The organism is Shewanella sp. SM20 (assembly GCF_025654545.1).
Lineage (GTDB): Bacteria > Pseudomonadota > Gammaproteobacteria > Enterobacterales > Shewanellaceae > Shewanella > Shewanella oncorhynchi.
The window spans coordinates 1-24,599 of the sequence record NZ_JAKKRK010000009.1 but is presented as its reverse complement, the minus strand read 5'-3'; the positions used below and the strand labels follow the sequence as shown (position 1 = coordinate 24,599).

At 45.9% G+C, this 24,599-nt stretch carries 20 protein-coding genes, 1 tRNA gene and 1 pseudogene; 16 read left to right on the top strand and 6 right to left on the bottom strand.

Annotation, left to right across the window (positions count from 1 at the left end):
• Positions 1–79 precede the first annotated feature (79 nt).
• The 4 genes from L5M18_RS05670 (at position 80) to L5M18_RS05655 (ending at position 2,899) form a co-directional block, all read left to right on the top strand.
• Positions 80–475 (top strand): hypothetical protein, encoded by a 396-nt coding sequence (locus L5M18_RS05670; RefSeq protein WP_105249914.1) that lies wholly within the window; start codon positions 80–82, stop codon positions 473–475.
• A 261-nt stretch (positions 476–736) separates the two neighbouring features.
• Complete coding sequence (locus tag L5M18_RS05665) at positions 737–1,150, top strand: septal ring lytic transglycosylase RlpA family protein (RefSeq protein WP_173246207.1); 414 nt, start codon at positions 737–739, stop codon at positions 1,148–1,150.
• 276 nt (positions 1,151–1,426) lie between these two features.
• A complete protein-coding gene (locus tag L5M18_RS05660) occupies positions 1,427–2,284 on the top strand; it encodes a sulfurtransferase (protein ID WP_263196181.1) in 858 nt (285 codons plus the stop codon).
• A 108-nt stretch (positions 2,285–2,392) separates the two neighbouring features.
• A complete protein-coding gene (locus L5M18_RS05655) occupies positions 2,393–2,899 on the top strand; it encodes a DUF2937 family protein (protein ID WP_105249911.1) in 507 nt (168 codons plus the stop codon).
• On the opposite strand, the gene L5M18_RS05650 is transcribed toward L5M18_RS05655, so the two are convergent.
• Positions 2,883–4,190 (bottom strand): NAD(P)/FAD-dependent oxidoreductase, encoded by a 1,308-nt coding sequence (locus tag L5M18_RS05650; protein ID WP_263196180.1) that lies wholly within the window; start codon positions 4,188–4,190, stop codon positions 2,883–2,885. The genes L5M18_RS05655 and L5M18_RS05650 overlap by 17 nt on opposite strands.
• Before the next feature lie 236 nt (positions 4,191–4,426).
• Here L5M18_RS05650 and L5M18_RS05645 point away from each other — a divergent pair, with 236 nt between their 5' ends.
• The 7 genes from L5M18_RS05645 to L5M18_RS05615 all read left to right on the top strand — a co-directional run bounded on the left by L5M18_RS05645 (position 4,427) and on the right by L5M18_RS05615 (position 12,536).
• Complete coding sequence (locus L5M18_RS05645; RefSeq protein WP_028760885.1) at positions 4,427–4,975, top strand: cupin domain-containing protein; 549 nt, start codon at positions 4,427–4,429, stop codon at positions 4,973–4,975.
• A gap of 713 nt (positions 4,976–5,688) precedes the next feature.
• Positions 5,689–6,450, top strand: a complete 762-nt coding sequence (locus L5M18_RS05640; protein WP_105249909.1) for a gamma-glutamyl-gamma-aminobutyrate hydrolase family protein — start codon at positions 5,689–5,691, stop codon at positions 6,448–6,450.
• 2 nt (positions 6,451–6,452) lie between these two features.
• Complete coding sequence (locus L5M18_RS05635; protein ID WP_028760883.1) at positions 6,453–7,808, top strand: glutamine synthetase family protein; 1,356 nt, start codon at positions 6,453–6,455, stop codon at positions 7,806–7,808.
• Between the two features lie 599 nt (positions 7,809–8,407).
• Positions 8,408–9,508 (top strand): polyamine ABC transporter substrate-binding protein, encoded by a 1,101-nt coding sequence (locus tag L5M18_RS05630; protein ID WP_028760882.1) that lies wholly within the window; start codon positions 8,408–8,410, stop codon positions 9,506–9,508.
• A 177-nt stretch (positions 9,509–9,685) separates the two neighbouring features.
• Positions 9,686–10,822: a polyamine ABC transporter ATP-binding protein gene (gene potA / locus L5M18_RS05625; RefSeq protein WP_028760881.1), complete on the top strand. Its 1,137-nt coding sequence runs from the start codon at positions 9,686–9,688 to the stop codon at positions 10,820–10,822.
• Positions 10,819–11,724 (top strand): ABC transporter permease subunit, encoded by a 906-nt coding sequence (locus tag L5M18_RS05620; RefSeq protein ID WP_028760880.1) that lies wholly within the window; start codon positions 10,819–10,821, stop codon positions 11,722–11,724. The genes potA and L5M18_RS05620 overlap by 4 nt, the downstream gene beginning before the upstream one ends.
• Positions 11,721–12,536 carry an ABC transporter permease subunit gene (locus L5M18_RS05615; protein WP_105249905.1) on the top strand — a complete coding sequence of 272 codons (816 nt, stop codon included), beginning with the start codon at positions 11,721–11,723 and terminating at the stop codon, positions 12,534–12,536. The genes L5M18_RS05620 and L5M18_RS05615 overlap by 4 nt, the downstream gene beginning before the upstream one ends.
• Here the strand turns inward: L5M18_RS05615 and L5M18_RS05610 are convergent, their stop codons facing one another.
• Positions 12,537–12,692 (bottom strand): hypothetical protein, encoded by a 156-nt coding sequence (locus tag L5M18_RS05610; RefSeq protein ID WP_263196179.1) that lies wholly within the window; start codon positions 12,690–12,692, stop codon positions 12,537–12,539. It abuts the gene before it with no gap.
• Positions 12,693–12,797: 105 nt separating this feature from the next.
• Here L5M18_RS05610 and L5M18_RS05605 point away from each other — a divergent pair, with 105 nt between their 5' ends.
• From L5M18_RS05605 to gabT, 3 genes are read left to right on the top strand one after another with little or no spacing between them, the layout of a single operon-like run.
• Positions 12,798–14,084 carry an NAD(P)/FAD-dependent oxidoreductase gene (locus L5M18_RS05605; protein WP_261273644.1) on the top strand — a complete coding sequence of 429 codons (1,287 nt, stop codon included), beginning with the start codon at positions 12,798–12,800 and terminating at the stop codon, positions 14,082–14,084.
• A gap of 60 nt (positions 14,085–14,144) precedes the next feature.
• Positions 14,145–15,593, top strand: coding sequence for an NADP-dependent succinate-semialdehyde dehydrogenase (gabD, locus tag L5M18_RS05600; protein ID WP_220777569.1), 1,449 nt, complete (start codon positions 14,145–14,147; stop codon positions 15,591–15,593).
• Positions 15,594–15,625: 32 nt separating this feature from the next.
• Positions 15,626–16,903, top strand: coding sequence for a 4-aminobutyrate--2-oxoglutarate transaminase (gabT, locus tag L5M18_RS05595; protein WP_263196178.1), 1,278 nt, complete (start codon positions 15,626–15,628; stop codon positions 16,901–16,903).
• 144 nt (positions 16,904–17,047) lie between these two features.
• Here the strand turns inward: gabT and L5M18_RS05590 are convergent, their stop codons facing one another.
• Together L5M18_RS05590 and L5M18_RS05585 are read right to left on the bottom strand one after the other, a co-directional pair.
• Positions 17,048–18,055, bottom strand: coding sequence for an LLM class flavin-dependent oxidoreductase (locus L5M18_RS05590; RefSeq protein ID WP_263196177.1), 1,008 nt, complete (start codon positions 18,053–18,055; stop codon positions 17,048–17,050).
• A 525-nt stretch (positions 18,056–18,580) separates the two neighbouring features.
• Positions 18,581–20,146 carry a peptide MFS transporter gene (locus L5M18_RS05585; protein ID WP_263196176.1) on the bottom strand — a complete coding sequence of 522 codons (1,566 nt, stop codon included), beginning with the start codon at positions 20,144–20,146 and terminating at the stop codon, positions 18,581–18,583.
• Positions 20,147–20,572: 426 nt separating this feature from the next.
• Here L5M18_RS05585 and mak point away from each other — a divergent pair, with 426 nt between their 5' ends.
• A complete protein-coding gene (mak, locus tag L5M18_RS05580) occupies positions 20,573–21,469 on the top strand; it encodes a fructokinase (protein WP_028760873.1) in 897 nt (298 codons plus the stop codon).
• A gap of 230 nt (positions 21,470–21,699) precedes the next feature.
• Positions 21,700–23,820, top strand: a complete 2,121-nt coding sequence (locus L5M18_RS05575) for a methyl-accepting chemotaxis protein (RefSeq protein ID WP_263196175.1) — start codon at positions 21,700–21,702, stop codon at positions 23,818–23,820.
• A gap of 243 nt (positions 23,821–24,063) precedes the next feature.
• Here L5M18_RS05575 and L5M18_RS05570 read toward each other — a convergent pair.
• Positions 24,064–24,140: transfer RNA gene (locus L5M18_RS05570), tRNA-Ile, on the bottom strand.
• Positions 24,141–24,363: 223 nt separating this feature from the next.
• Positions 24,364–24,599 (bottom strand): annotated as a pseudogene (locus tag L5M18_RS05565) (IS4 family transposase); the annotation flags it as partial.

Below are 24,599 nucleotides of genomic sequence, written 5' to 3'. Positions count from 1 at the left end.
CAGTCACTGGGCTCATTGGATAGAATTTTTTGTGTGTGGTTATGTCATACCGTTGGTAGTATTTATCTCTAGGGCAAGTATGAAGAACTTTATTAGCAAAGATCTAGATATTGAAGAGTTCAAAAAAAGATTTGATAACACCAGAGAAAGTTTTATAAATTCTCTAAAAACAGCAAGTAAAGGTTATCGAAATGTAAGGTTCTTCGCTTGTGATGAAAGTGGAGTCCCCATTAAATGGGTATGGGATGATGAAACGTTCACACATAACTGGGAAGAGGGCACTCTTGAAGACGCTATTCAGTTTGCCCGTCACATGATAAATAGTGGAATGTATTTTGCGTTTATGGGTTGTTTGTCTGGTTCCAGTGATCTTGATATTTGGCTGACCACCTTTGAAAACCCCATAAAGAAACCTACATGGCCAAGTGGTAAAGAACCCAAATTTGAGATTATCCATGAAGTGTTAACTCGTTAGGGCTTTGTTTACCGATCTAAATTAGGAAACAAAGCCTCGTTATGACTGCATATTTTATCTCAACGTAAGAGCATTCACCTGTAAATACGTGATTTTAGCGTGCAACTGCTGTAGCCTCGTGGAAATTTATTGTTTCTTATTTTGATCTTTTAGGATGCAGGTCTTGAGCTTTGCCATCTAAGGTTGTTCGTTATTTCCCTGTGATTTTTGCTGAGCCTATCACTCGTCAGCAAAGCGTTCACTCATTAGAGAGGGTGTCATGTGAATGCACTTCAAAACCCAATTAGGCAGTTCAATGTCGTCAAACTAGCTGTACTGGCATTGCTAAGCTTTTTGGCCGGCTGTTCTTCAATGCAGACGGGTGAAAATGGTAACTGGGTGGGATTCACTGAAGCTGGTCAGGCTTCCTTTTATGGGGATAAACATCAGAATAAGCAGACGGCCAGCGGTGAACTTTACAAACATAAATTAAAGACAGCAGCGCATAAAAAGTTACCCTTTGGCTCGAGTGTTAAGGTCACCAATGTCGATAATGGCAAAAGTGTGATTGTGAAAATCAATGATAGAGGGCCTTTCGTGCGTGGCCGCATTATTGATCTGTCTAAATCGGCGTTCAGTAGTATAGGCAATACTTCTTCTGGCTTGATTGACGTGAAAATAGAAGTCATTAAATAGCGGCTATTTTGAAAACAGTTGTCTCGAAACGGACTTTTGCGAAAACGGCTATCTCGAACACGGCCATATCAACAGGATCGTTTTGAAAGCACTCTCTTCAAAACACGGCTTCGTCGCAATCTAATGATTGAATGCACTAATAATTGAGCGCATAAAACCGAGCCGGCGCTTTTAAATAAAATCCCAAAGCAGACAATTTGTTAAGCTGATATTTGGGCTTTACGGCATTTGGTGAGAGACTATCGGCAGATTTGGATAACAGTAAAAGGACCCGCTATGGAATACCCACTTGTTAGTACGCAGTGGCTCGAAGCACACCTCACCGATCCCCATTTAGTCTTACTCGATGCCAGTATGGAAACCGTTATTGGTAAAGAACCCCTAGTTTACGATGAGCCTATTTGCATTCCGCGCTCACGTCGATTCGACTTGGAAAATGTGTTTTGCGATAAGACTTCAACCCAAATTCATGCCTTGCCGACGTTTGAGCAATTCATCCAAGGGATAGCCCAACTTGGGATTGAGGTCGACAGTGTTATTGTTATCTATGATAACCAAGGCATTTATTCATCTCCACGGGCGTGGTGGACCTTTAAAGTCATGGGCTTTAATCGAGTCTATGTGCTTGATGGTGGCTTGCCTCAATGGATTGAAGAAGACCGCATTACCTCATCGGGTTATCAAGCCGAAGGCGTCGATTATGGCCCGACGGATATCGATACTTTGGCGGATGTGCTGCAATACCACCCTGAGCTTGTGATGGATGCGCAAGCTGTCCTATCAAGAATTGAAGATGCCGAAACGGCGATTGTCGATGCCCGTGGTGCGCCACGCTTTTTAGGGCAAGTGAGTGAGCCGCGCCCCGGTGTGCGCTCAGGGCATATTCCTCGTTCTGTTAACTTACCCTTCGCTCAAGTGCTCGATGGCAATAAAATCAAAACGACCAGTGAGCTACAGTCTATTTATCAAGGGCTAGCAGCGGATAAATCCGCAAGGATATTCAGCTGTGGTTCTGGGATTACGGCGTGTATTTTGATCTTAGCTTCGGTCGCCGCGGGGCATAAAAATCCTATCCTCTATGACGGTTCATGGGCGGATTGGGGCAGCCGTAACGATCTGCCGATAGAGTGTTAATTGAGTATCACCATTGAAATTAGTGCTGTAGATTAATTAAGTTAGCGTGGTTTTTGTTGAACATCATGTGACTTTTACGTCGTTTGGCGAAATGCCAAGGAGAAACCTTTGATAGCGAGATTGATCGACAAGTTGGTATTTGGATTTATTTTAGTGATTGCCTTACAGTTACCACAACTGGCTGATCATTATCAGCAATTTTTATCAGGCCTTTATGAATCGACTCGATGGCAGGTAGAAGGTTACGAGGCAACGGCTAAGGAATATCATTACGCCGATGTTGATGCCATGATTGCCAGCCACCAGCAAAATGAGGAGCCAAGTGTGCGTGCCGACGCTGAGCAAAAGGTACAGACACTGGCGCTTTATAAAGCGTTAACACAGGGCGTGGCGATCTTTAATACGGGCAATTTGTTTGAGAAAACTGCCTATATGTTTAACCCTGTTCGCTTTGATTATCTTGAGAAAACCATCAGCAACTTTAAGCCAGGGATACCTTTAACTTCTAGTGGTATTGGCTTTGGCGTCTTGGTGGCTTTAGTCGTGCATTATCTTGGGTCTATCCCTTTTATCCTGTGGGCAAGGCGTAACAAGCGACTTAAAACAAGTCCTTAAATCTGTGATACAGCATGCCTGCAGCGAGCATAGGTGAGCGGAACGTCGGGCCGCCGGGGAAGGTGATGTGTTTGATTTTAGCAAACACATCGAAATGTCCCGCCTGTTGGCAAATGGCCTCGGCAAGCAGTTTTGCCGCCGTGTGAGTGGCATTCACGCCGTGTCCCGCATAGGCTTGGGCGTAAAAAATATTATTTGCATCGGGAAGGCGACCAATTTGTGGCATACGGTTAGCACCGATACCTATCATGCCGCCCCATTCATAATCGATACGTACCCCTTTTAATTGCGGGAAAACCTTCTCAAGATTCGGTCTCAGTGCCGCTTCAATGTCTTTCGGATCTTTACCCGAATAGGTACAAAGGCCGCCAAACAGCAAACGACGATCTGCCGATAAGTGAAAGTAATCTAGGGCAATTCGCATATCCGCGAAGGCCATATTCTGCGGGATAATACTCGCGCATTGGGCCTCAGTTAAGGGCTCTGTTGCCAATAAATAACTGCCAGCAGGTAATACTTTCCCCCCTACAAAGCTATTAAGTTTGTGGCCGATATAGGCATTGCCCGCCAGCACTACGTATTGGCATGTGACTTCGCCCTTAGCGGTAATGACCTTAGGTTTGGCGCCTTGAATGATTTTTTCAGCAGCGCTGTACTCAAACAACCTAGCGCCGAGATTGCGGGCGACGCGAGCTTCACCCAGAGCAAGATTCAGCGGGTGTAAATGGCCGCTACCCATATCAACTAGCGCGCCTTGATAAAAGTCTGAGCCTATGACTTCACCTAATTGCGCCTTAGTTAACAGCTTGATTTCTTGCTGATAACCCATGGCCTTGAGTGCGCAAAATTCTTCTTCAAGCTCATCCATGTGACGAGGTTTTACCGCTAAGTCGCAATAACCCATTTGCAGATCACAGTCGATACTGTGTTCTCGTATGCGATTTCGCACTATCTCGACGGCTTCAAAGCCCATCTGTTGAATTGCTTGAACACCTTCAGTGCCTATTTCACTTTGAAATTGTGTAGGGTCATGGCCTATGCCGCGAATGAGTTCGCCGCCATTACGCCCCGATGCGCCCCAGCCAATTCGCCTCGCTTCTAACAGCACAACACTCATACCGCGCTGTGCGAGTTCTATGGCGGTATTGATACCGCTAAAGCCGCCGCCCACTATGCAGACATCGGCACTGATATTGCCTTCGAGTTGTGGGTGCGCGTAAATTTCTTTAGCAGTATCAACATAATAAGAGTGTGGATACTGTTCGCTGTGCACTGGAGGTTTGCTTGCCATTATGGCTCCCAAAAATTGTTTTTATTGTAAATTGGACTTGTCTCAGTATACTCATCACACTTTTAACATGACGCAAAAAAGTGTTCGTTTTATTTAACACGCTTTTTATGTAGAATACAATGAAAGCAGTAAAACACGCGCTTTTTGGGCGAAAATGCGTTCTGGATGGTGTTTATCCTGAACAACCTGTTCGTCATCTATCGGGATTGACCCGAGCCTTTAGGGGGATGTGAAATTTGGATATTGGAGCCAGCCTCAAAACTGTTCGAAAAATGAAAGGCTTATCTCAACGAGAATTAGCCAAACGTGCTGGTGTGACTAACAGTACGATTTCAATGATCGAGAAAAACAGTGTTAGCCCGTCAGTCAGCTCTTTAAAAAAAGTGCTGTCGGGTATCCCGATGTCTTTAGTGGACTTTTTCTCCATTGAAGCCTCAACGGATAGTGAGCAAAAGGTCGTCTATCGATCCAATGAATTACTGAATATCGGTACTGGGCCACTTGAATTTAAACTGATTGGCCGTGATTACCCGAACCGTGCAATGTCAGTGATGAATGAGATTTACCCACCCGGTTCAGATACGGGTGAAGAGATGCTAAAGCACGAAGGTGAAGAGGCCGCTATGGTGATAGAAGGTAAATTCGAACTCACTGTTGGGGATGAAGTGTATATTTTGGAAGCGGGTGACAGTTATTATTTTAACAGTGAATTACCCCATAGATTCCGCAATCCCTTCGATGAACCTTGTCGCCTTGTGAGTGCGACTACGCCTGCAAACTTCTAATTAAGTCATTAACTTACCCTATTATTCAACATATTAGGCCACTTATTAGCTAAAGGTGAGTGGCGTAATACTGTTATTCAACATTCCTGCGGATTTATACCAATCACATTAAATATCTCATCAGTTCAGAGCCTCACAGGCATTTCAATCCAAGGCGCATTGACGCAGAAATGGTCATTCCCTTTTAAGTCAATGCAACACGGGAGTGGCATGCCAGTGAGGCTCCCGAAGGGCGGCTGATGTTCACTACATGGCAACGCACTTTATACTGCGTTTAAGGCTTTCGACAGAGCACCACTATGCCTTCAAGCCTTCGCCTTGTCTAAAGCGCGTTGAACTCCCGCTGAATGAACAGATATTTAATACGATTGGTATTACCTACTTTTTAACCCTGTCATATTGGTTATGTATCCTCTTCTTTGTGTAAATAATATTGGTTCAAATTTGGTTCGAATACGGTTTAATTTACCCTGTAAAAAGTGAGCTTTATGCTGGTGTAACCGCCGGTTTATATACATGAATTAGCGTGAAATGGGAAAAATATACATTTAACTACATGTTATTTATGCTTATTAAGAATAAGTGGATTAAATAATCTTTAACAAGTGTTTAACCTCTTGCCTAGTGCTAAATTTCGGTGTACTGTGTGAAAAAATGAACATTTAAAGGCAAAGTGTTCGTTATGCTAGTAAAATCAATTCTAAAGGTGAGATATGTCAGCCGATTTACCCCTCATAGGTGTTATTGCATGCAATCAACAATTGGGATCACACCCCTTTAATATTGTTGGTGAAAAATACCTTTTAGGCGTAGTTAATGGCGCGAAAGGCTGGCCGTTAGTGATCCCATCTTTAGGTGGCGATTTACCGATAGACGCTATTTTAGAGCGTCTTGACGGTATTTTGTTTACTGGCTCTCCTTCTAATGTAGAACCCCATCTTTATGCAGGCCAGCCGAGTGAGCTTGGTACACACCATGATCCTAAACGTGACGCGACAACTTTGCCGCTGATCCACGCTGCTATTGCTGCTGGGGTACCTGTATTAGGTATTTGTCGCGGTTTTCAAGAAATGAATGTGGCTTTTGGTGGCAGTTTGCATCAGAAGCTCCATGAGGTGGGTGGCTTTATTGAACATCGAGAAGATAAAACCGCATCCTTAGATGTGCAGTATGGGGCTTCTCACAGTATTACTGTTGAGCCCGGGGGGCTTATTTACGAGGCCTGGGGCCGTAACTCTGCAGAGATTAACTCTGTACATACTCAAGGCGTGGAGCGTCTGGGTGTTGGGTTGCGGCCAGAAGCTTATGCTCCAGATGGGTTAGTGGAGGCTTTCTCCGTAATTGGTACTAAAGAATTTGCCCTCGGTGTGCAATGGCATCCAGAGTGGAAGGTGAGCGAGAATCCGTTTTACCTCTCCATTTTCAATGCCTTCGGTGATGCATGCCGACGTAGGGCTACAACTCGAGTGAAATAATAATGAATAAGCTAATCGCTTTTTTAAAAGAACGAAAAATCACAGAAGTCGAATGTGTTATCAGTGACATGACTGGCATCGCCCGCGGCAAGATTGCTCCAGTCGATAAGTTTCTCGATGAAAAAGGCATGCGTTTGCCCGAAAGTGTGTTGTTGCAAACTGTGACGGGTGATTTTGTCGACGAAGAGATTTACTACAGTTTGCTCGATGCAGCCGACATCGATTTTGTTTGTGTACCCGATGAAAATGCCGTTTTTATGTTGCCTTGGACCATCGAAGCCACGGCACAGGTTATCCACGATTGCTACGACAGAATGGGTAATCCTATTGAGCTTTCACCACGTAACGTATTGAAAAAAGTGTTGTCTCTCTATGACGAACAGGGCTGGGAACCTGTTATCGCTCCCGAAATGGAGTTCTATTTGACTCGTCGTAGTGACGACCACGATTTACCCCTAAAGCCTCCAATTGGTCGTTCAGGCCGCCCCGAAGCGGGTCGCCAGTCATTCTCTATTGATGCTGCCAACGAATACGATCCTATGTTTGAAGACATGTACGATTGGTGTGAGCTTCAAGGTTTAGATATCGATACTTTAATCCATGAAGATGGTCCCGCACAGATGGAGATTAACTTCAGCCATGGCAACGCATTATCTTTAGCTGATCAAGTGTTTATCTTTAAACGCACTTTACGGGAAGCAGCGCTGAAGCACGATGTGTGTGCCACTTTTATGGCAAAACCCGTGACGGATGAACCTGGCAGTGCGATGCATATTCATCAAAGCGTGATCAATAAAGAGACGGGCAAGAATATTTTCACTAATGAAGATGGGACTAAGAGCAAGCTATTCTTGGGATATATTGCAGGCCTACAAAAATTCATTCCTGAGTTGCTGCCACTGATGGCGCCAAATGCGAACTCGTTTCGTCGTTTCCTCCCCGGCACTTCTGCACCTGTAAACTTAGAATGGGGCGATGAAAACCGTACCTGTGGTTTACGCATTCCAGAATCTTCACCACAAAACCGTCGCATTGAGAACCGCATTCCCGGCGCCGATGCTAACTGTTATTTGGCGATTGCCGCGAGCTTGTTGTGTGGCTATATCGGCATGGTTGAGTCGCTAAAACCTTCGACTCCTGTGCAAGGTAAAGCCAATGAAAGCCGTAGCAATAATACCCATTGTTTACCGCTGACATTAGAGGAAGCATTAGCGGCGATGGAAGAAAGTGATGCCTGTAAGCAATATTTAGGCGAATCCTTCACCACTGGATTTGTGGCGGTAAAACAGGCTGAACTTGAAAACTTCCGCCGTGTTGTCAGCTCATGGGAACGTGAATTCCTATTACTCACTGTGTAATGTTTTGGATTGATTGCACTGACCGTGTTGCCGCGTTAACCCAAGGAATAAGGGGTTAACGTTGGCCATAACGATACTGATGCGTGCACTGTTTTAGTGAGGTTGCACTTAACTGGTGCAACTCGCTTGTTAAATAATATGATGGTTTTTAATGGCTTGTCCGTTAAAGTGATTATTCAATTCCATTGCTTGTCTGCAAGGGAAGTAAAATAGGCTTAACAATTTTAGGTTGTTCGCTTGCTAGCGTTACTAACTAATTGTTAGTCATATTTAAAATGTGTTTATCTAAGTGTTTTTTTGCGATTGCTTAGGGACTTGAGGCATTTGCCTTAATGTTGCAAAATGTACAAGCAGTGTCATATCTAGTCTATTTTTTTGAGTGTTAATGCAATACCGATGCCTCGAAAATTTGGCACGAAACCTGATACTTAACAAATTGCAGCAAGATATAAAGTAGGCATGGTTATCATGCCGTAGAGACTGCCGATGCGGTTTTTAAGGTGTAGCATTGGTCGAAAATAACAACAATATCCGGGCAGCCCGGTGACACAATGTCAGAATTTGCTTAAGCAGTTCTGCTACCCGAGAAAGGAGAAAGCATGAAGCTATTTAATAAGATGACCACATTAGCGCTGGTGACTGCGAGCGTATTTGCGAGCGCAGTAGCCCAAGCGGAAGAAGTGGTTCGCGTGTATAACTGGTCAGATTATATCGCGGAAGATACCTTAGAAAACTTCAAGAAAGAAACGAGCATTAGGGTAATTTACGATGTATTTGATAGTAACGAAGTGCTTGAGGCTAAATTACTGTCTGGTCGTAGTGGCTACGATATCGTTGTACCTTCTAACCACTTTCTCGCTAAGCAAATCAAAGCGGGTGCTTTCAAACCTTTAGACCGCGCTAAGTTACCTAATTTTAAAAATTTAAATCCAGCCCTGATGAAGTTGCTTGAAAAAGCCGATCCGGGTAACCAATATGCCGTGCCTTATTTATGGGGAACCAATGGCATTGGTTACAACATAGATAAAGTGAAAGCCGCTGTGGGGGAAGATGCGCCATTTAACTCAATGGAACTGATCTTCAATCCTAAATACGCTGAAAAAATTTCTAAGTGTGGCTTTGCTATGTTGGACTCTGCCGACGACATGGTGCCACAGGCGATGATTTATTTAGGCTTAGATCCTAACAGTACTAAGGCTGAAGACTATGAAAAAGCGGGTGAGCTACTGGAAAAAATTCGTCCTTATGTGACGTATTTCCATTCTTCACGTTATATTTCTGACTTAGCGAACGGTGACATCTGTGTCGCTTACGGTTTCTCCGGTGACGTATTCCAAGCGAAGGCCCGTGCTGAAGAAGCAAAAAATGGCAATAAGATTGGCTACTCCATTCCAAAAGAAGGTGCCAATCTGTGGTTCGATATGTTAGCTATCCCTGCTGATTCAACGAACGTCGATAATGCACTCACGCTGATTAACTATTTTCTACGTCCAGAAGTCATAGCGCCTATCTCTAACTATGTGGCGTATGCTAACCCGAACGATCCCGCTCAACCTCTGGTTGATGAGGCTATCCGTACCGATCCTGCGATCTATCCACCACAAGAAGTGTTAGACAAACTTTATATCGGTGAAATTCGTCCTTTGAAAATTCAGCGCGTATTAACCCGTGTTTGGACCAAAGTGAAGTCAGGACAATAGTCGATAGGGGGCAAGCCTAGCTTGCCCCCAGCTTGGCAAACTTCTATGTCCAATCCTATGCATAGTTAATCCACGTATAGGATTTGACACAGTTTGTTTAACCACTTTTCATTCATTAATCGTGTTGAACCTAGAGTTTGAGCGTATCTACGCCTCATTTTCGGGTGGAGAAGTACTATGGCAATCACCTCGAGCGTCACCAATAAACCGACAACAAAGACGCAAGAAAAAGTACTGCTCAAGATTGAGCGAGTAAGCAAATTATTCGATGACGTGCGGGCTGTCGACGATGTGTCATTAACTATCAATAAAGGCGAAATTTTTGCCTTACTTGGCGGGTCAGGTTCGGGTAAGTCAACACTACTGCGCATGTTGGCGGGTTTTGAAAAGCCCACCTCTGGCCGTATTTTCCTTGATGGGGAAGATATCACCGATTTACCGCCATACGAACGTCCCATCAATATGATGTTTCAATCCTATGCTTTGTTTCCCCACATGACAGTGGCACAAAACATTGCATTTGGTTTGAAGCAAGACAAGCTGCCTAAAGCCGAAATTGAACAGCGTGTGCAAGATATGCTGAAACTCGTGCATATGGAGCAATACGGTAAGCGTAAACCGCATCAGTTATCCGGTGGTCAGCGCCAGCGTGTTGCACTGGCCCGTTCACTGGCGAAACGACCTAAATTATTACTGCTCGATGAGCCTATGGGCGCATTGGATAAAAAATTGCGTACCCAAATGCAGCTAGAAGTGGTTGAAATCCTTGAGCGTGTCGGCGTGACCTGCGTGATGGTGACCCACGATCAGGAAGAAGCCATGACAATGGCAGGTCGAATTTCGATCATGAGTGATGGCTGGATTGCTCAAACTGGCTCGCCAATGGATATTTACGAAAGCCCGAACAGCCGCATGATTGCTGAGTTTATCGGTACTGTGAATTTGTTTGGTGGCGCGATTGAAGTGGATGAAGTCGACCATCTGATCATTAAGTCTAATGATTTGGCCCAACCTTTTTATGTCGGTTATGGCGTCACGACTAACGTTGAAGATAAGAATGTTTGGCTAGCAGTGCGTCCCGAAAAGACCATTATTAGCCGTGAACAGCCCGAAGGTCAGTACAACTGGGCGAAAGGAATCGTGCATGATATCGCGTATTTAGGCGGTATTTCAGTCTATTACATTCGTTTAGAGAATGGTCAAATCGTACAGTGCAGTATGACTAATCGTGAACGCCGAGCTGATCATGCCACATGGGATGACGAAGTGTTCATTAGTTGGGAGGACACCAGTGGCGTGGTGTTGAGATCATGAAGAAACCCATTAAATTAAAGTGGCTTAAGGGCCGCTTCTGGACCATAGGTATTCCCTACGCTTGGCTGCTGTTGTTTTTTGCCCTACCGTTTGCGATTGTCCTTAAACTGAGTTTTTCGACGGCGGCGATTGCTATTCCGCCCTATGAAGCAACATTCCAATATGCTGACGATGTATTAAATATCTTCCTGCATTTGGGTAACTATTTGATGTTGCTCGATGATTCGCTATATTACATGGCTTATCTCAGCTCATTGAAAATGGCGTTAATTTCGACCTTGGGCTGCTTGATTATTGGCTACCCAATGGCCTATGCCATTGCCCGTGCCCCTGCGCGGTTGCAAACCGTGCTGCTGCTGTTAGTTATGTTGCCTTCTTGGACCTCATTTTTAATCCGTGTTTACGCTTGGATGGGGATCTTAAGTAACACAGGGATCATCAACAATTCACTGATGTGGTTGGGGATTATTTCTGAGCCGTTACAGATCCTCAATACCAATATTGCCGTGTATATCGGCATCATCTATGCGTATTTACCCTTTATGATTCTGCCCTTGTACGCCACCTTAGTGAAACTTGATATGAGTTTGATTGAAGCTGCGTCTGACTTAGGTTCAAGCCGTTTGAATACCTTCTGGAAAATCACCTTCCCGCTATCAAAAAGTGGTGTGATTGCTGGTTCTATGTTGGTGTTTATTCCTGCCGTGGGTGAGTTTGTGATCCCTGAGCTACTCGGCGGTCCCGATTCCTTAATGATAGGTCGAGTGTTATGGCAAGAATTTTTCAATAACCGCGACTGGCCTGTGGCTTCGTCACTGGCGATTGTGATGTTGGGTCTATTGATTATTCCGATCACTTTATTCCATCGCTATCAGGCGCGTAGTTTGGAGAAAGACCTATGAAAAAATTAAGCTTTTCTTCAGTGATGCTCTGGTTTGGCTTGTTTTTCTTGTATGCACCTATGTTAGTGCTGGTGATTTATTCCTTTAACGACTCTAAATTAGTGACGGTATGGGGAGGATTTTCCCCTAAATGGTATGGTGAATTATTTCAAGATCAACAGATTTTAGATGCCGTATGGACCAGCCTGCGGATAGCGTTTTATAGCTCAACTATGGCGGTCATTATCGGTACTATGGCAGCCTTTGTGATGACACGCTTTAAGCGTTCATGGGCAAAACTGACCCTGTCGAACATGATTACTGCACCGCTGGTAATGCCTGAAGTGATCACTGGTCTGTCTTTGCTTTTACTGTTTGTGCACATGGCAGATTTGTTGGGCTGGCCTAGGGAGCGTGGCATGATGACAGTGTGGATTGCACACTCAACATTTTGTGCTGCCTATGTGGCTGTGGTGGTGTCTTCAAGATTGCGCGAGCTTGATATGTCAATCGAAGAGGCGGCAATGGACTTAGGGGCAACACCGCTCAAGACTTTCTTCTTGATCACTGTGCCTATGATTTCGCCGGCGCTGGTGGCGGGTTGGTTGTTGTCATTCAGTTTGTCCTTAGACGATTTAGTGATCGCAAGCTTTGCCTCAGGTCCTGGTGCAACGACCCTGCCTATGGTGGTGTTCTCTTCGGTACGTTTAGGAGTTTCTCCTAAGATCAATGCCTTAGCGACGCTGATCATACTGTGTGTTTCACTCATCGCTTTCCTTTCTTGGTATATGGCAAGACGGGCAGAGAAACGCGACCGCACACCGATGAACTAGTTAGCTTAATCTTGGGGTGGCTTTGGTATCGCCAAAGCCACCCTTGTTAAGTGTCACCACTCCCATCACCGCTTCGCTTTGCAGGCCAGTTCTGCGACTCGACACCATTAGCATGACATCGCTGCGCTTAAGAATATTGCGTGTTTGAAATATCAAACAAAATGTAAATTATTGCACTTTTCTGGCTAGTGTTTCGTTTTCTGAAGGTGTAGGATGTGATGGCTGTTTAAAATAATGAACATTAGAATTCAAGGGAACAACATGTCTGCCATAGCTCACGCTGGATCATATTATGCGGCATCGGCCAACGATAAGGTTGAACGTCCGCGCCTAGAGGAATCGATTGAAGCCGATGTTTGTGTGATTGGCGCGGGTTATACGGGCCTTTCTGCTGCGCTACATTTATTAGAATCTGGCTTTAGTGTGGTGGTGTTAGAAGCCGCTCGCATTGGCTGGGGCGCCTCGGGCCGTAATGGCGGACAAATCGTCAATAGTTTTAGCCGTGACATTGATACTATTGAAAAAACAGTCGGCAAAGAACAAGGTAAACTCTTTGGCCAAATGGCCTTTGAGGGCGGAAAAATCATCCGCGATCGGATTGCTAAGTACAACATTCAATGCGATCTAAAAGATGGCGGCGTGTTTGCCGCGATGAACGAAAAGCAAATGGGTCATCTGCGCCATCAAAAGCAACTGTGGGAAAGCCACGGTCATGTTAATCAGCTTGAGCTCCTCGATGCCAAAGGTATTCGCGGTGTAGTAAATACTGAGCGCTATGTCGGTGGTCTGCTTGATAAAAGCGGCGGCCATATTCACCCGCTTAACTTAGCTCTTGGCGAAGCGCGCGCGGTCGAATCCCTCGGTGGCAAGATTTATGAAGACTCTGCAGTGCTGAGTGTCGATGAAGGCGATAGCCCAGTTGTGCATACGGCGCAGGGCAGTGTTAAAGCCAAGTTTGTGGTCGTGGCGGGTAATGCTTATTTAGGCAAGTTATTACCAGAACTGCAGGCGAAATCTATGCCCTGCGGCACGCAAGTGATAACCACTGAGCCCTTGAGTGACGATCTAGCGGCGAGCTTATTACCGCAGGATTACTGCGTCGAAGACTGTAACTATTTGCTCGATTATTTCCGCCTGTCTGGCGACAAGCGGATGATTTACGGCGGCGGCGTAGTGTATGGTGCCCGTGATCCGGCGGATATCAAGTCGATCATTATTCCGAACATGCTCAAAACCTTTCCGCAATTAAAAGATGTGAAGATTGATTATGCCTGGACAGGTAACTTCCTACTGACGCTGTCGCGCCTGCCACAGGTCGGTCGTATCGGTAAGAACATCTATTATTCACAGGGTTGCAGTGGCCACGGTGTCACTTATACCCATCTGGCGGGCAAGTTACTGGCCGAAATGCTTAATGGCCAAGCCACGCGCTTCGATGCCTTTGCTGCATTGCCACATTATCCCTTCCCCGGTGGTCACGCACTTCGCGTCCCTTTTAGTGCTATCGGAGCTTGGTATTACACTTTGAGAGACAAATTAGGTATCTAGTATGTTTCATTTATTTTCATTCGAGGCAAGTGATTGCCTCACTAATGCGAGGACGTCCTTGTGTTGCTAAAAGATCCGAGTTTGCTGCGTCAACAATGTTATATCAACGGGCAGTGGTGTGATGCCGAGTCGAAAGAGACTGTCGCCATCGCCAATCCTGCTACGGGCGCTGTGATTGCAAGCGTCCCTGTAATGGGGCAAGTCGAAACCCAAGCTGCGATTAAAGCGGCGGAAGCGGCGCTGCCAGCTTGGCGAGCGCTCACAGCCAAAGAGCGCGGCGCTAAATTAAGACGCTGGTTTGAGTTACTTAATGAAAACAGTGATGACCTCGCGTTATTGATGACCACAGAACAGGGCAAACCGCTGGCGGAAGCCAAGGGTGAAGTGACCTACGCGGCCTCGTTTATCGAGTGGTTTGCCGAAGAAGCGAAACGTATCTATGGCGATACCATTCCCGGGCATCAAGGGGATAAACGCTTGATGGTGATTAAGCAGCCCGTTGGCGTAACGGCGGCGATTACGCCGTGGAACTTCCCTGCGGCGATGATCACTCGCAAAGCGGCTCCGGCTCTCGCTGCGGGTTGTACTATGGTGGTTAAGCCTGCTCCGCAAACGCCGTTTACCGCATTAGCCTTGGCCGAACTTGCCGAGCGTGCGGGCATTCCGGCAGGGGTGTTCAGTGTGGTCACAGGCGATGCCGTCGCGATTGGTAATGAAATGTGCAGCAACCCGATAGTGCGTAAGCTGTCGTTCACTGGCTCGACCAATGTCGGCATTAAGCTGATGGAGCAATGTGCGCCAACTCTTAAAAAATTATCTTTAGAATTAGGCGGTAATGCGCCATTTATCGTGTTTAACGATGCCAATATCGATGCCGCTGTCGAAGGCGCCATGATCGCTAAGTACCGTAATGCCGGCCAAACCTGCGTCTGCGCTAACCGTATATATGTGCAAGATGGCGTATACGATGAATTCGCCCTAAAACTCAGCACTGCTGTGGGCAAGCTCAAAGTCGGAGAGGGCATCAAGGAGGGCGTCACAACGGGCCCGCTGATCAATGCTGCCGCAGTCGAAAAAGTGCAAAGTCACCTTGTCGATGCCATTGCCAAAGGCGCATCAGTGGTCGCTGGCGGCAAAGTCCATGACCTTGGCGGTAATTTCTTCGAGCCAACCGTGCTCACTAATGTCGATAAAAGCATGCTTGTCGCCCGTGAAGAGACCTTTGGTCCACTTGCGCCGCTGTTTAAATTCAGTGATGTCGACGATGTGATTAAACAAGCTAACGATACGGAATTTGGCCTCGCCGCTTATTTCTATGGTCGCGATATTTCACTGGTGTGGAAAGTCGCCGAAGCCTTGGAATACGGCATGGTTGGGGTCAACACTGGCTTGATTTCGACGGAAGTGGCTCCCTTTGGTGGGATGAAATCTTCAGGGCTTGGCCGTGAAGGTTCTAAGTTCGGCATCGAAGAATATTTAGAAATGAAGTATATCTGCATGTCCGTTTAATACGGTCCGATTTGGCGTGTGAGGAACACTAAATGACAACAACCAATGATTCATTGATGGCACGTCGCCAAGCCGCAGTTGCGGGTGGTGTCGGGCAAATTCACCCTATTTTTACCGCTCGCGCCGAAAATGCGACTGTGTGGGACGTTGAAGGTCGCGAGTTTATTGACTTTGCGGGCGGCATTGCCGTGCTTAATACCGGTCATCTTCACCCTAAAGTGAAGGCGGCGGTTGCAGCTCAGCTGGATAATTTCTCCCACACTTGTTTTATGGTGCTCGGTTACGAGAGCTATATCCAAGTGTGTGAAAAGCTTAATCAATTGGTGCCAGGGGATTTTGCTAAGAAGACGGCATTATTTACCAGTGGCTCAGAAGCGGTTGAAAATGCAGTTAAAGTGGCGCGAGCCTATACCAAACGTGCTGGCGTGATTGCGTTTACGTCTGGCTACCATGGTCGCACTATCGCGGCCTTGGCATTGACCGGAAAAGTCGCGCCTTACAGTAAAGGTATGGGGCTGATGTCGGCGAATGTGTTCCGCGCTGAGTTCCCCTGCGAGCTGCACGGCGTGTCCGATGACGATGCTATGGCCTCGATTGAACGTATCTTTAAAAATGATGCCGAGCCAAGTGATATCGCCGCCATTATTTTAGAGCCAGTGCAGGGCGAGGGCGGTTTCTACGCCGCATCACCCGCCTTTATGCAGCGCCTGCGCGCACTGTGCGACCGTGAAGGCATTATGCTGATCGCCGATGAAGTGCAAACGGGCGCAGGCCGTACTGGCACTTTCTTCGCTATGGAACAAATGGGTGTGGCTGCGGATATCACGACTTTTGCTAAATCTATCGCGGGTGGTTTCCCACTTTCTGGCATTACTGGCCGCGCGCAAGTGATGGATGCGATTGGTCCGGGTGGTCTTGGCGGTACGTATGGTGGCAGCCCGTTAGCGTGCGCCGCAGCGCTTGCTGTTATTGAAGTGTTTGAAGAAGAAAAGCTGTTAGACCGCGCCAATAGCATAGGTGAGCGCATTAAGTCTGCATTGAATGTGATGCAAGTTGAACATGCACAAATCGCCGATGTGCGTGGTTTAGGCGCGATGATCGCCATTGAATTGATGGAAGATGGCAAACCTGCACCGCACTATTGCGCGCAAGTGTTGAGCGATGCCCGTGACCGTGGATTGATTTTATTATCCTGCGGTACTTACGGTAATGTGCTGCGCATTTTGGTGCCATTAACGGCGCCGGATGCACAAATTGATGCAGGCCTTGGTATTCTTAAAGCCAGCTTCAATGCCGTACTGAAAAGCTAATATTGCTTTGATATAAAGCTGTTTTAGATGACAGTTTTACATAATGAAAATCCCGCTTCGGCGGGATTTTTATTGGGGCGATTGTTTTGGAGTTGGCTGTTTTTACTGCCAGTGACTTTCAGCACTCCTCAGTTAAATGAATCACTACTTTTTAATATCCATTAGGATCTGTAATGCTTTTTTGCGTTTATCAAGATCATACAAGTCATTGGTGAAGATAAACTCATTCACGCCGAGTTCTTTGACGATCATTTCCAAACGATGCTTAATCGTCGCTGGGCCACCAGTAACGGATAAACCTAAGAAATTATCGACATAGGTTTCTTCTTGCGCACTCCACAAGCCATCCATAGTATCAACTGGTGGCTTTAGCCATAACTCGTGACCACGGATAAGTGCCAGCACGCGCTGTTTTGAGGTCGTGCCCAGAAATTGCGCTTCTTCATCAGTGTCGGCGGCAACTAACGGTAAGCCAAGCATCACATACGGCTTATCAAGCACTTGAGAAGGTTTAAAGTCGCGGCGATAGATTTCAATCGCATCGTAGAGAAAGCGTGGTGCAAAGTGGCCCGCAAACACATAGGGTAAACCGCGCTGCGCCGCTAACTGTGCGCTAAAGAGACTCGAGCCCAATAACCAAATCGGCACATTAGTGCCTTCTCCGGGAATCGCTCGCACTGCATGGCGACCATTGTAAGGGCCAAGTAGAGTTTGTAATTCACTGACTTCTTCGGGGAATTGTTCGGCGCGACTGGTATCACGGTTCAGTGCTCGACTGGTTATTTGATCGCTGCCGGGCGCGCGGCCCAGTCCTAAATCGATTCGACCAGGATATAAGCTTTCAAGGGTACCGAACTGTTCGGCGACCACTAAAGGCGCATGGTTTGGCAGCATAATCCCACCCGCGCCGACGCGAATACGCTGAGTATTGCCAGCAATATAGCCAATTAATACCGAGGTCGCCGCGCTGGCGATGCCGGGCATATTATGGTGTTCGGCAAACCAAAAACGATTGAAGCCGAATCTGTCGGCTTCCTTGGCATACTGCAAACTGCTGTGCAGCGTTTCACCCACGGTTGAGCCTTGGCGCATGGGCGCGAGTTCCAATAGCGAGAAGGGAATATCGGCCAATATTGATGTCTGTTGTGACATAGTGTCTCCAAGTGACTGCCGTTTTTGCTAGCGACAACAAGAGGCGCTAACTGTGTTAGGCGTATTGTTTGTTGCATTGCTAGGCTCATTGCTAAGAAAAAGCGTTAACGGCTCAGTCTTGATGAATAAAAGGTATTCAGTGTTATTGATATGGGGTTAACGACACGGCTTCTCAAGCTTGAACGGCTAACTCTTTACCCTTCGTTATTTCATTAGTCATGTCAATTTGAGTTTGCACTTGAGCAGCTCCATGCAACTGAGTGTGTACTCGCTTTGTAACAAATCGAGGGGCTGAAGTCATCCGCGTGTGAGGGCCGATAATGTGGGACTGAAGATCTTATTCTCAGCAACTCAGCGTTAGGCCAGTTACTGCGGGATTGGGTGATGTTTGCTACAGCTCATTTGGTTATGAGTAGCAATATAAGGGTATAAACGATGTTGAATGAAGTGATAAAAAACTGCCGATAGCAGGGCTACCGGCAGTAAATGTTATGCAATAGATAAATTGCTATTGTCAGTCGCGCATTATTGCTCGGCTTTCACATCTCTTAGCGATGCTGCAGCACTTTCATTAATATCATGATCAGCAGCATTGTTATGTGAATGGTGAGTCTCAGTCAGGCGACGCATCAGAGGTAATACCGCAAGTGCGATAAAGGTACAGACCACAGCGGCTATACCCAATTTATTAAACAGACTTGTGTATACGGGTAAGGTTTGCAGTGGGTCGAGTAAATCTTTTGGTACACTGGCGAAGTTAGCAACCACACCGCCCAAATACTGGGAAATACCTGATGCGACGAAATAGGCACCCATCATAAAGCCGCCCATGCGTGCAGGTACGTAGCGAGCAATCATGGCAAGTCCAAGACCACTCACCAGCAATTCCCCTAAAGAGTAAGAGGCATAGCCCCAGATCATGATCCATGAAGAGGTTTTACCATTGACGGCAAATTGGCCTGCAAAGCCATAGATAAAGAAGCCAATAGCTACAACGGCAAAACCGAGGGCAAACTTCGCCGCGATAGAAAAGTCTTTATCATTGCGTCCAGCCCACGAATAGCTCCATGCGAGTACTGGACTTAATACCATAATCCATAATGGATTTAATGCTTGGAACTGGGCAGGTGACCAAGTCCACAAGTGGGTACCAAAAACTTGAAAATCCCAATCCACGTTACGCAGGGCAAACAGCGCGAGTGACGTTGACATTTGTTGATAGAAAATAAAGAAGAACACGGTTTGCACGGTAAGGATCAGTGCTGCAATCAGTCCAGCTCTTTCACTGGTTTCGCTGGTGCGGATCAAGTGGAAGAAGATTGCCAATACGGCTACGCCTGCTGCATAAACGAAGACGCGCGCAACAGCTTCGTATTCAAGAATAATCGCTGAAGCGACAACCGACAATGCGGATAGACCCAATACAATCGCGAGGTTTTTCTTGTTCACTGGGCGAGTGTCTGGCTCAGAACCGTAATGGACTAGACTCTTACGCATGAGTGCATAGTTACCTAACCCCACCAATATACCGACACAGCACACGGCAAAGGCTGCGTGCCAGCCAAATTCGTTACCATACTGGGCGTTAACGTAATCTTTAATCCAAGGCGTGAGCAACATAGAGAAGGTCGAACCCACGTTTACCGCCATGTAATAGATGGTAAAAGCACTGTCGATTTTAGAATCGTCACCTTCATAGATTTTACGGACTAAGTTACCCGCATTCGGCTTGAATAGGCCGTTACCGACCACAATCACGCCGAGCGCTGAAAACATAAACCACGTATTTTCAGTGGGTACGGCCATTAGCGCATAACCCAGAGAGAGGATCCCCGCACCGAGTAGCATAGTGCGTTTGGTGCCGAGGATTTTATCCCCAACCCAGCCACCAATTGCCGGTGATACATAAATAAGTGCCGCACAGGCACTCCATACTAAGTTTGCACGTGAGTCATCAAAGCCAAGGCGCTGCACCATAAAGTACACAATCAGCGCTTGCATGCCGTAATAACCAAAGCGTTCCCATAATTCGATAAGAGACACAGTCATAAATGAATGTGTTTTACTTACCGGAGCAGTCCCAATAGTCATATCGCTTGCTTCCAACATTGTTGTTTTAATATTTGAGCTCAAAAGTATAAGGCGATAACCAATTCAAACCAATGGCAGACATAGGCAAAAACAGACTTTGTTACAAATGACCTGATCAATTTTAAGGTGGATTTAAGCGGGGACAGTTCTATCCAAGTTTTTCTGCTGCGGATAAATCAAGGAACATTCGCAGTACTATCGGATAAGCAGATAATGGCATGTGCGGGTATGCGCTATGGTGTATTTAAATACATTGAGGTTGATTGCTGTTTGTCCAGCAGGCATAGTGCGCTTGGAAATTCTAATGTAGATCACTTTAAAACGAAAAGTTCTACTTAGCAGCTAGCAGCGTCTCTACAGTTGCAGATATGCATCAGGTTGTTAATGCACCGCTTTGCGTTAAATATATTTAAACGGAGTATATGAATGTTACGAATTGGTATCGATCTTGGTGGCACAAAAATCGAGGTAGTCGCATTAGATAGCGATGGTAACGAAGTCTTTCGTAAACGCATCCCGACACCGAGAGAATATGTTGCGACAGTCAATGCTTTGGTTGCACTGGTAACTGAAGTCGAAGACAGCCTGCAGCAAACCGCCACTATCGGAATTGGTATTCCTGGGGTTGTTTCTCCTTTTACTGGCCTAGTAAAAAACGCTAATTCAACTTGGATCAATGGTCATCCACTTGATGTGGATCTGGGGACTCGATTAAATCGTAAAGTAAAAATTGCTAATGATGCGAACTGTTTTGCCGTATCAGAAGCGGTAGATGGCGCTGCCGCAGGAAAGTCAGTTGTATTTGGTGCCATTATTGGAACGGGATGTGGTGCTGGTATCGCAATTAAAGGCCAAGTACATGACGGTGGCAATGGTATTGGTGGTGAGTGGGGCCATAATCCTTTACCGTGGATGAAAGCCGATGAATTTAATACCACGACGTGTTTTTGTGGTAATAGAGACTGCATCGAAACGTTTATATCTGGAACAGGCTTTGTTCGCGACTTTCGCGCTGCGGGCGGTGTTGCTGACAGCGGTATTGAAATTGCCCAAATGATGCAAGCGGGAGATCCGCTGGCAACTCAAGCATTTAACCGCTTTATTGACCGTTTAGCCCGTTCATTGGCCCATGTGATCAATATGATGGATCCTGATGTTATCGTCCTTGGCGGTGGCGTGTCTAACATCGATGCTATTTACACCGAATTACCAAAAATTTTGCCGCTATATGTGGTTGGCCGAGAGTGCCATACACCCGTTGTTAAAAATTATTATGGTGCTTCATCGGGAGTGCGTGGCGCCGCTTGGTTGTGGGGACGCTAATCCTAGACTCAATCAAGAATAGTGTTTGATATTAAAGGCTGAATTCATTTATTTGAATTTGGCCTTTTTTTAATTTAGTCATTCAAAAGTTTTACATTCCATTGACAACTCTTTATCTTAAGTACTGGTAATTCTTACCCTAAGTGCTATTTTTAATGCTGTATAGAAAGTATAAAAATAAAGTAGATCAAAATAATTACGCTATTGTCGTTCTCTTGGGAGTTTACTAGATGAAGCATTTGTCCATCAGTACTAAGTTGTTGTGGATTACATCAGCATTATTTTTATCGATAGTGGCTATTTTATCTATCAGTTTATGGTGGACACTGTCGACTCAAAACGCACAATTATCGGATCAAGTTCAAAATACCCTACAAACTGAAACGCGGGATAAACTCGAAGCCCGCGCCGGTGAATATGGCGAAATGGTCGCTGGATTTATTAACGAAGCCTATCGTATTCCTTACTCTTTTGCCGGTATGGTTGAGAGTACGGCAGAAGAACTTCCCTTAAAGCGTGATCGTTTAGAACTCACTGTGGCGGCTGTGCTTAAGAAGAATGCGCAAGTTTCCTCCATGTATGCCCAGTTTGAACCTAATGGTTATGATGGGCTCGATACTGAGTTTCTGAATATTAATTCCAGCCACAGTGTAACGACATCGGGTGTGCTAGAGGTTTACTATACCCGTGATGATAATGGCACTGTTGCACATCAACAGGTTGAAGATTCGGCAGAAAAATATCTTACTAGCCTAAATGAATTTGGGATCCGTGATGCAGAATGGTATTTATGCGGTAAAGAAACCCTAAAGCCCTGTCTAATGGAGCCGTATTTATACGAAATCACTCCCGGTAACAAAGCATTAATGACCTCGCTAACTGTGCCTGTGCTTAAGCGTAAACAGTTTATCGGTGTGGTCGGTGTTGATTTAAACTTACCAGTCTTTCAAACTCTTATCGATAAGTTATCTAAGAGCCTCTACGATGGGCAAGCGAAAGTAACTTTATTGAGTACCCGAGGTTTAGTGGTTGCAGCAAGTCATTACAGCAAAAAGGCTCGTCCTTTAGCTGAGTCAATAAATCCAGCTATAGCCTCACAAATCATCTCGTTACACAAGAACTCGGGTTACATGGTTAACGATGATGAAATTATTGTTGCCTACCCAATTAAGATCCCTTTAGCGAATGCCGAGTGGTCCTTAGTGATCCAAGTGCCGACTGCACAGGCGTACAAGAGTTCGATTGTGTTGAATCATGATATGGATGAAATGGCAACTTCCTTGGGAAGTTTGTTGCTCATGGTCGGTGTTGTCGTGTCGATTGCTGCTGTGATTACGATTAGCCTAGTGATCCGTAGCATTATTTCACCCTTAAAGATGATCCAAGGCCGTGTAGAACACTTGGCAAGCGCTGATGGCGATTTAACGCAATCGATAGAAGTGGACTCCCATGCAGAGTTGATTGCGTTAGCAAAAGGTTTCAACTCCTTTATTTATAAACTGAAAAACTTGATTGCCGAACTTAAAACCCTCGCGAGTCGTTCTCAGGAAGAAAGCCAAGCTTCAGCGAAAATTGCCCAGCTCACACGTGATAGTGTCAATCGTCAATATGGTGAAATTGAGAGTGTGGTAACGGCCGTAAACCAAATGAGTGCCACCGCACTTGAGGTTGCTAAGGCGTCTGAGCAAACCGCTGCAGAAACAGAAGCTATGTCACGCAACATTCGTCACAGTGAAGAAAGTCTGACTAAGGCGATGGGCTTTGTGGCGACTATGTCTAAAGAGTCAATGGAAGCTAAGCTGGCCGTGAGTAAAGTCGCTGACAGCAGTATGAATATTAGTCGTATTCTTGAGGTGATCAGCTCCATTGCCGCACAAACAAACCTGCTGGCACTAAATGCGGCGATTGAGGCGGCGAGGGCGGGTGAACAAGGACGGGGTTTTGCTGTGGTGGCTGACGAAGTCCGTGCGCTGGCATCTAAGACTCAAAGCTCGACGAATGATATTAGTACTCTTATCGATGCACTGCAAAAAGAAGTTCAAAGTGCTTCTGGCATCATAGATAAAGGTGCTGAACGGGCACAAATGGCCGTATCTCAAACTGAGCAAGCGCTGAACTCATTGAACTCAATGGTGAGTCAGATTGAAGAAATTTCGGGCCAAGTTACCCATATCGCGGCAGCGGCAGAAGAGCAGAGCGCGGTGACTGAAGAGGTTAATCGCAATATTACAGGCATTTCTGATTCGGCTTCTGAACTTGCACGTCTTGCGGGTGAAGCACAGCAAAGCAGTGTAGTTTTAGCAAGCTTAGTGAAGCAGCAACATGAGCAGTTAGGCAAGTTAAAAACCTAGCACTCAGATATTTGTGGAATTAGCTCATTGATTTTAAATAGACTCTTTGATTGTGTTGCTGCTTAACACTTATCAAAGAGCCTATTTTTATGGATATTTAAATAACATCGAATAGGCTAAAAATTTAAAACAGTTCAGCGAGGGGAATGTGTAAATACACGGATATTGTGTGATAACTAGCGGAGATCAGTTTTTAGATACAAAAAAGCCCATTGAATCAATGGGCTTTTTTGTTGAATCGGGTGGTGGCCCCTCACGGACTTGAACCGTGGACCTAACGATTATGAGTCGTGTGCTCTAACCAACTGAGCTAAGGGGCCGACTTAAGGTAATCGTCATTACCTGAAGCGGGAGGAAGTATACTAAGCTTACTTACGCTTGTCACCCGTGTTTTGGCTGGAAATTCACGCAACTGATTCAATTGGTTATCTGTTAATCAACTTAAATGCTATCGTCGCCTAAATTTAAGGCTTCGATGCTGTGCTTGTGCATAAATTGAGGTGATAAAGACAATAAAAAGCCCTGCATGGGCCTGTCTCTTGATCACATCTTTTGCTCAAGAGACAAGGCTAGCTGGTAACCTTCAAGGATGGTTTGCAGTTTAAACCATCCTTGCCATAACCTTTCCCAGCCCACAATTCCGCTTCGTTTGCTGTCATTCCAGCCCGCGAGTTTTCCTAATCTTAGATAAGCCCAATGCACACTGGGGACTTGTTCGGGCGGTTGGCTTTTTTCCGTCTTTAGCCATAACAACTTCCAGGCCAATGGGCTTAACAGGC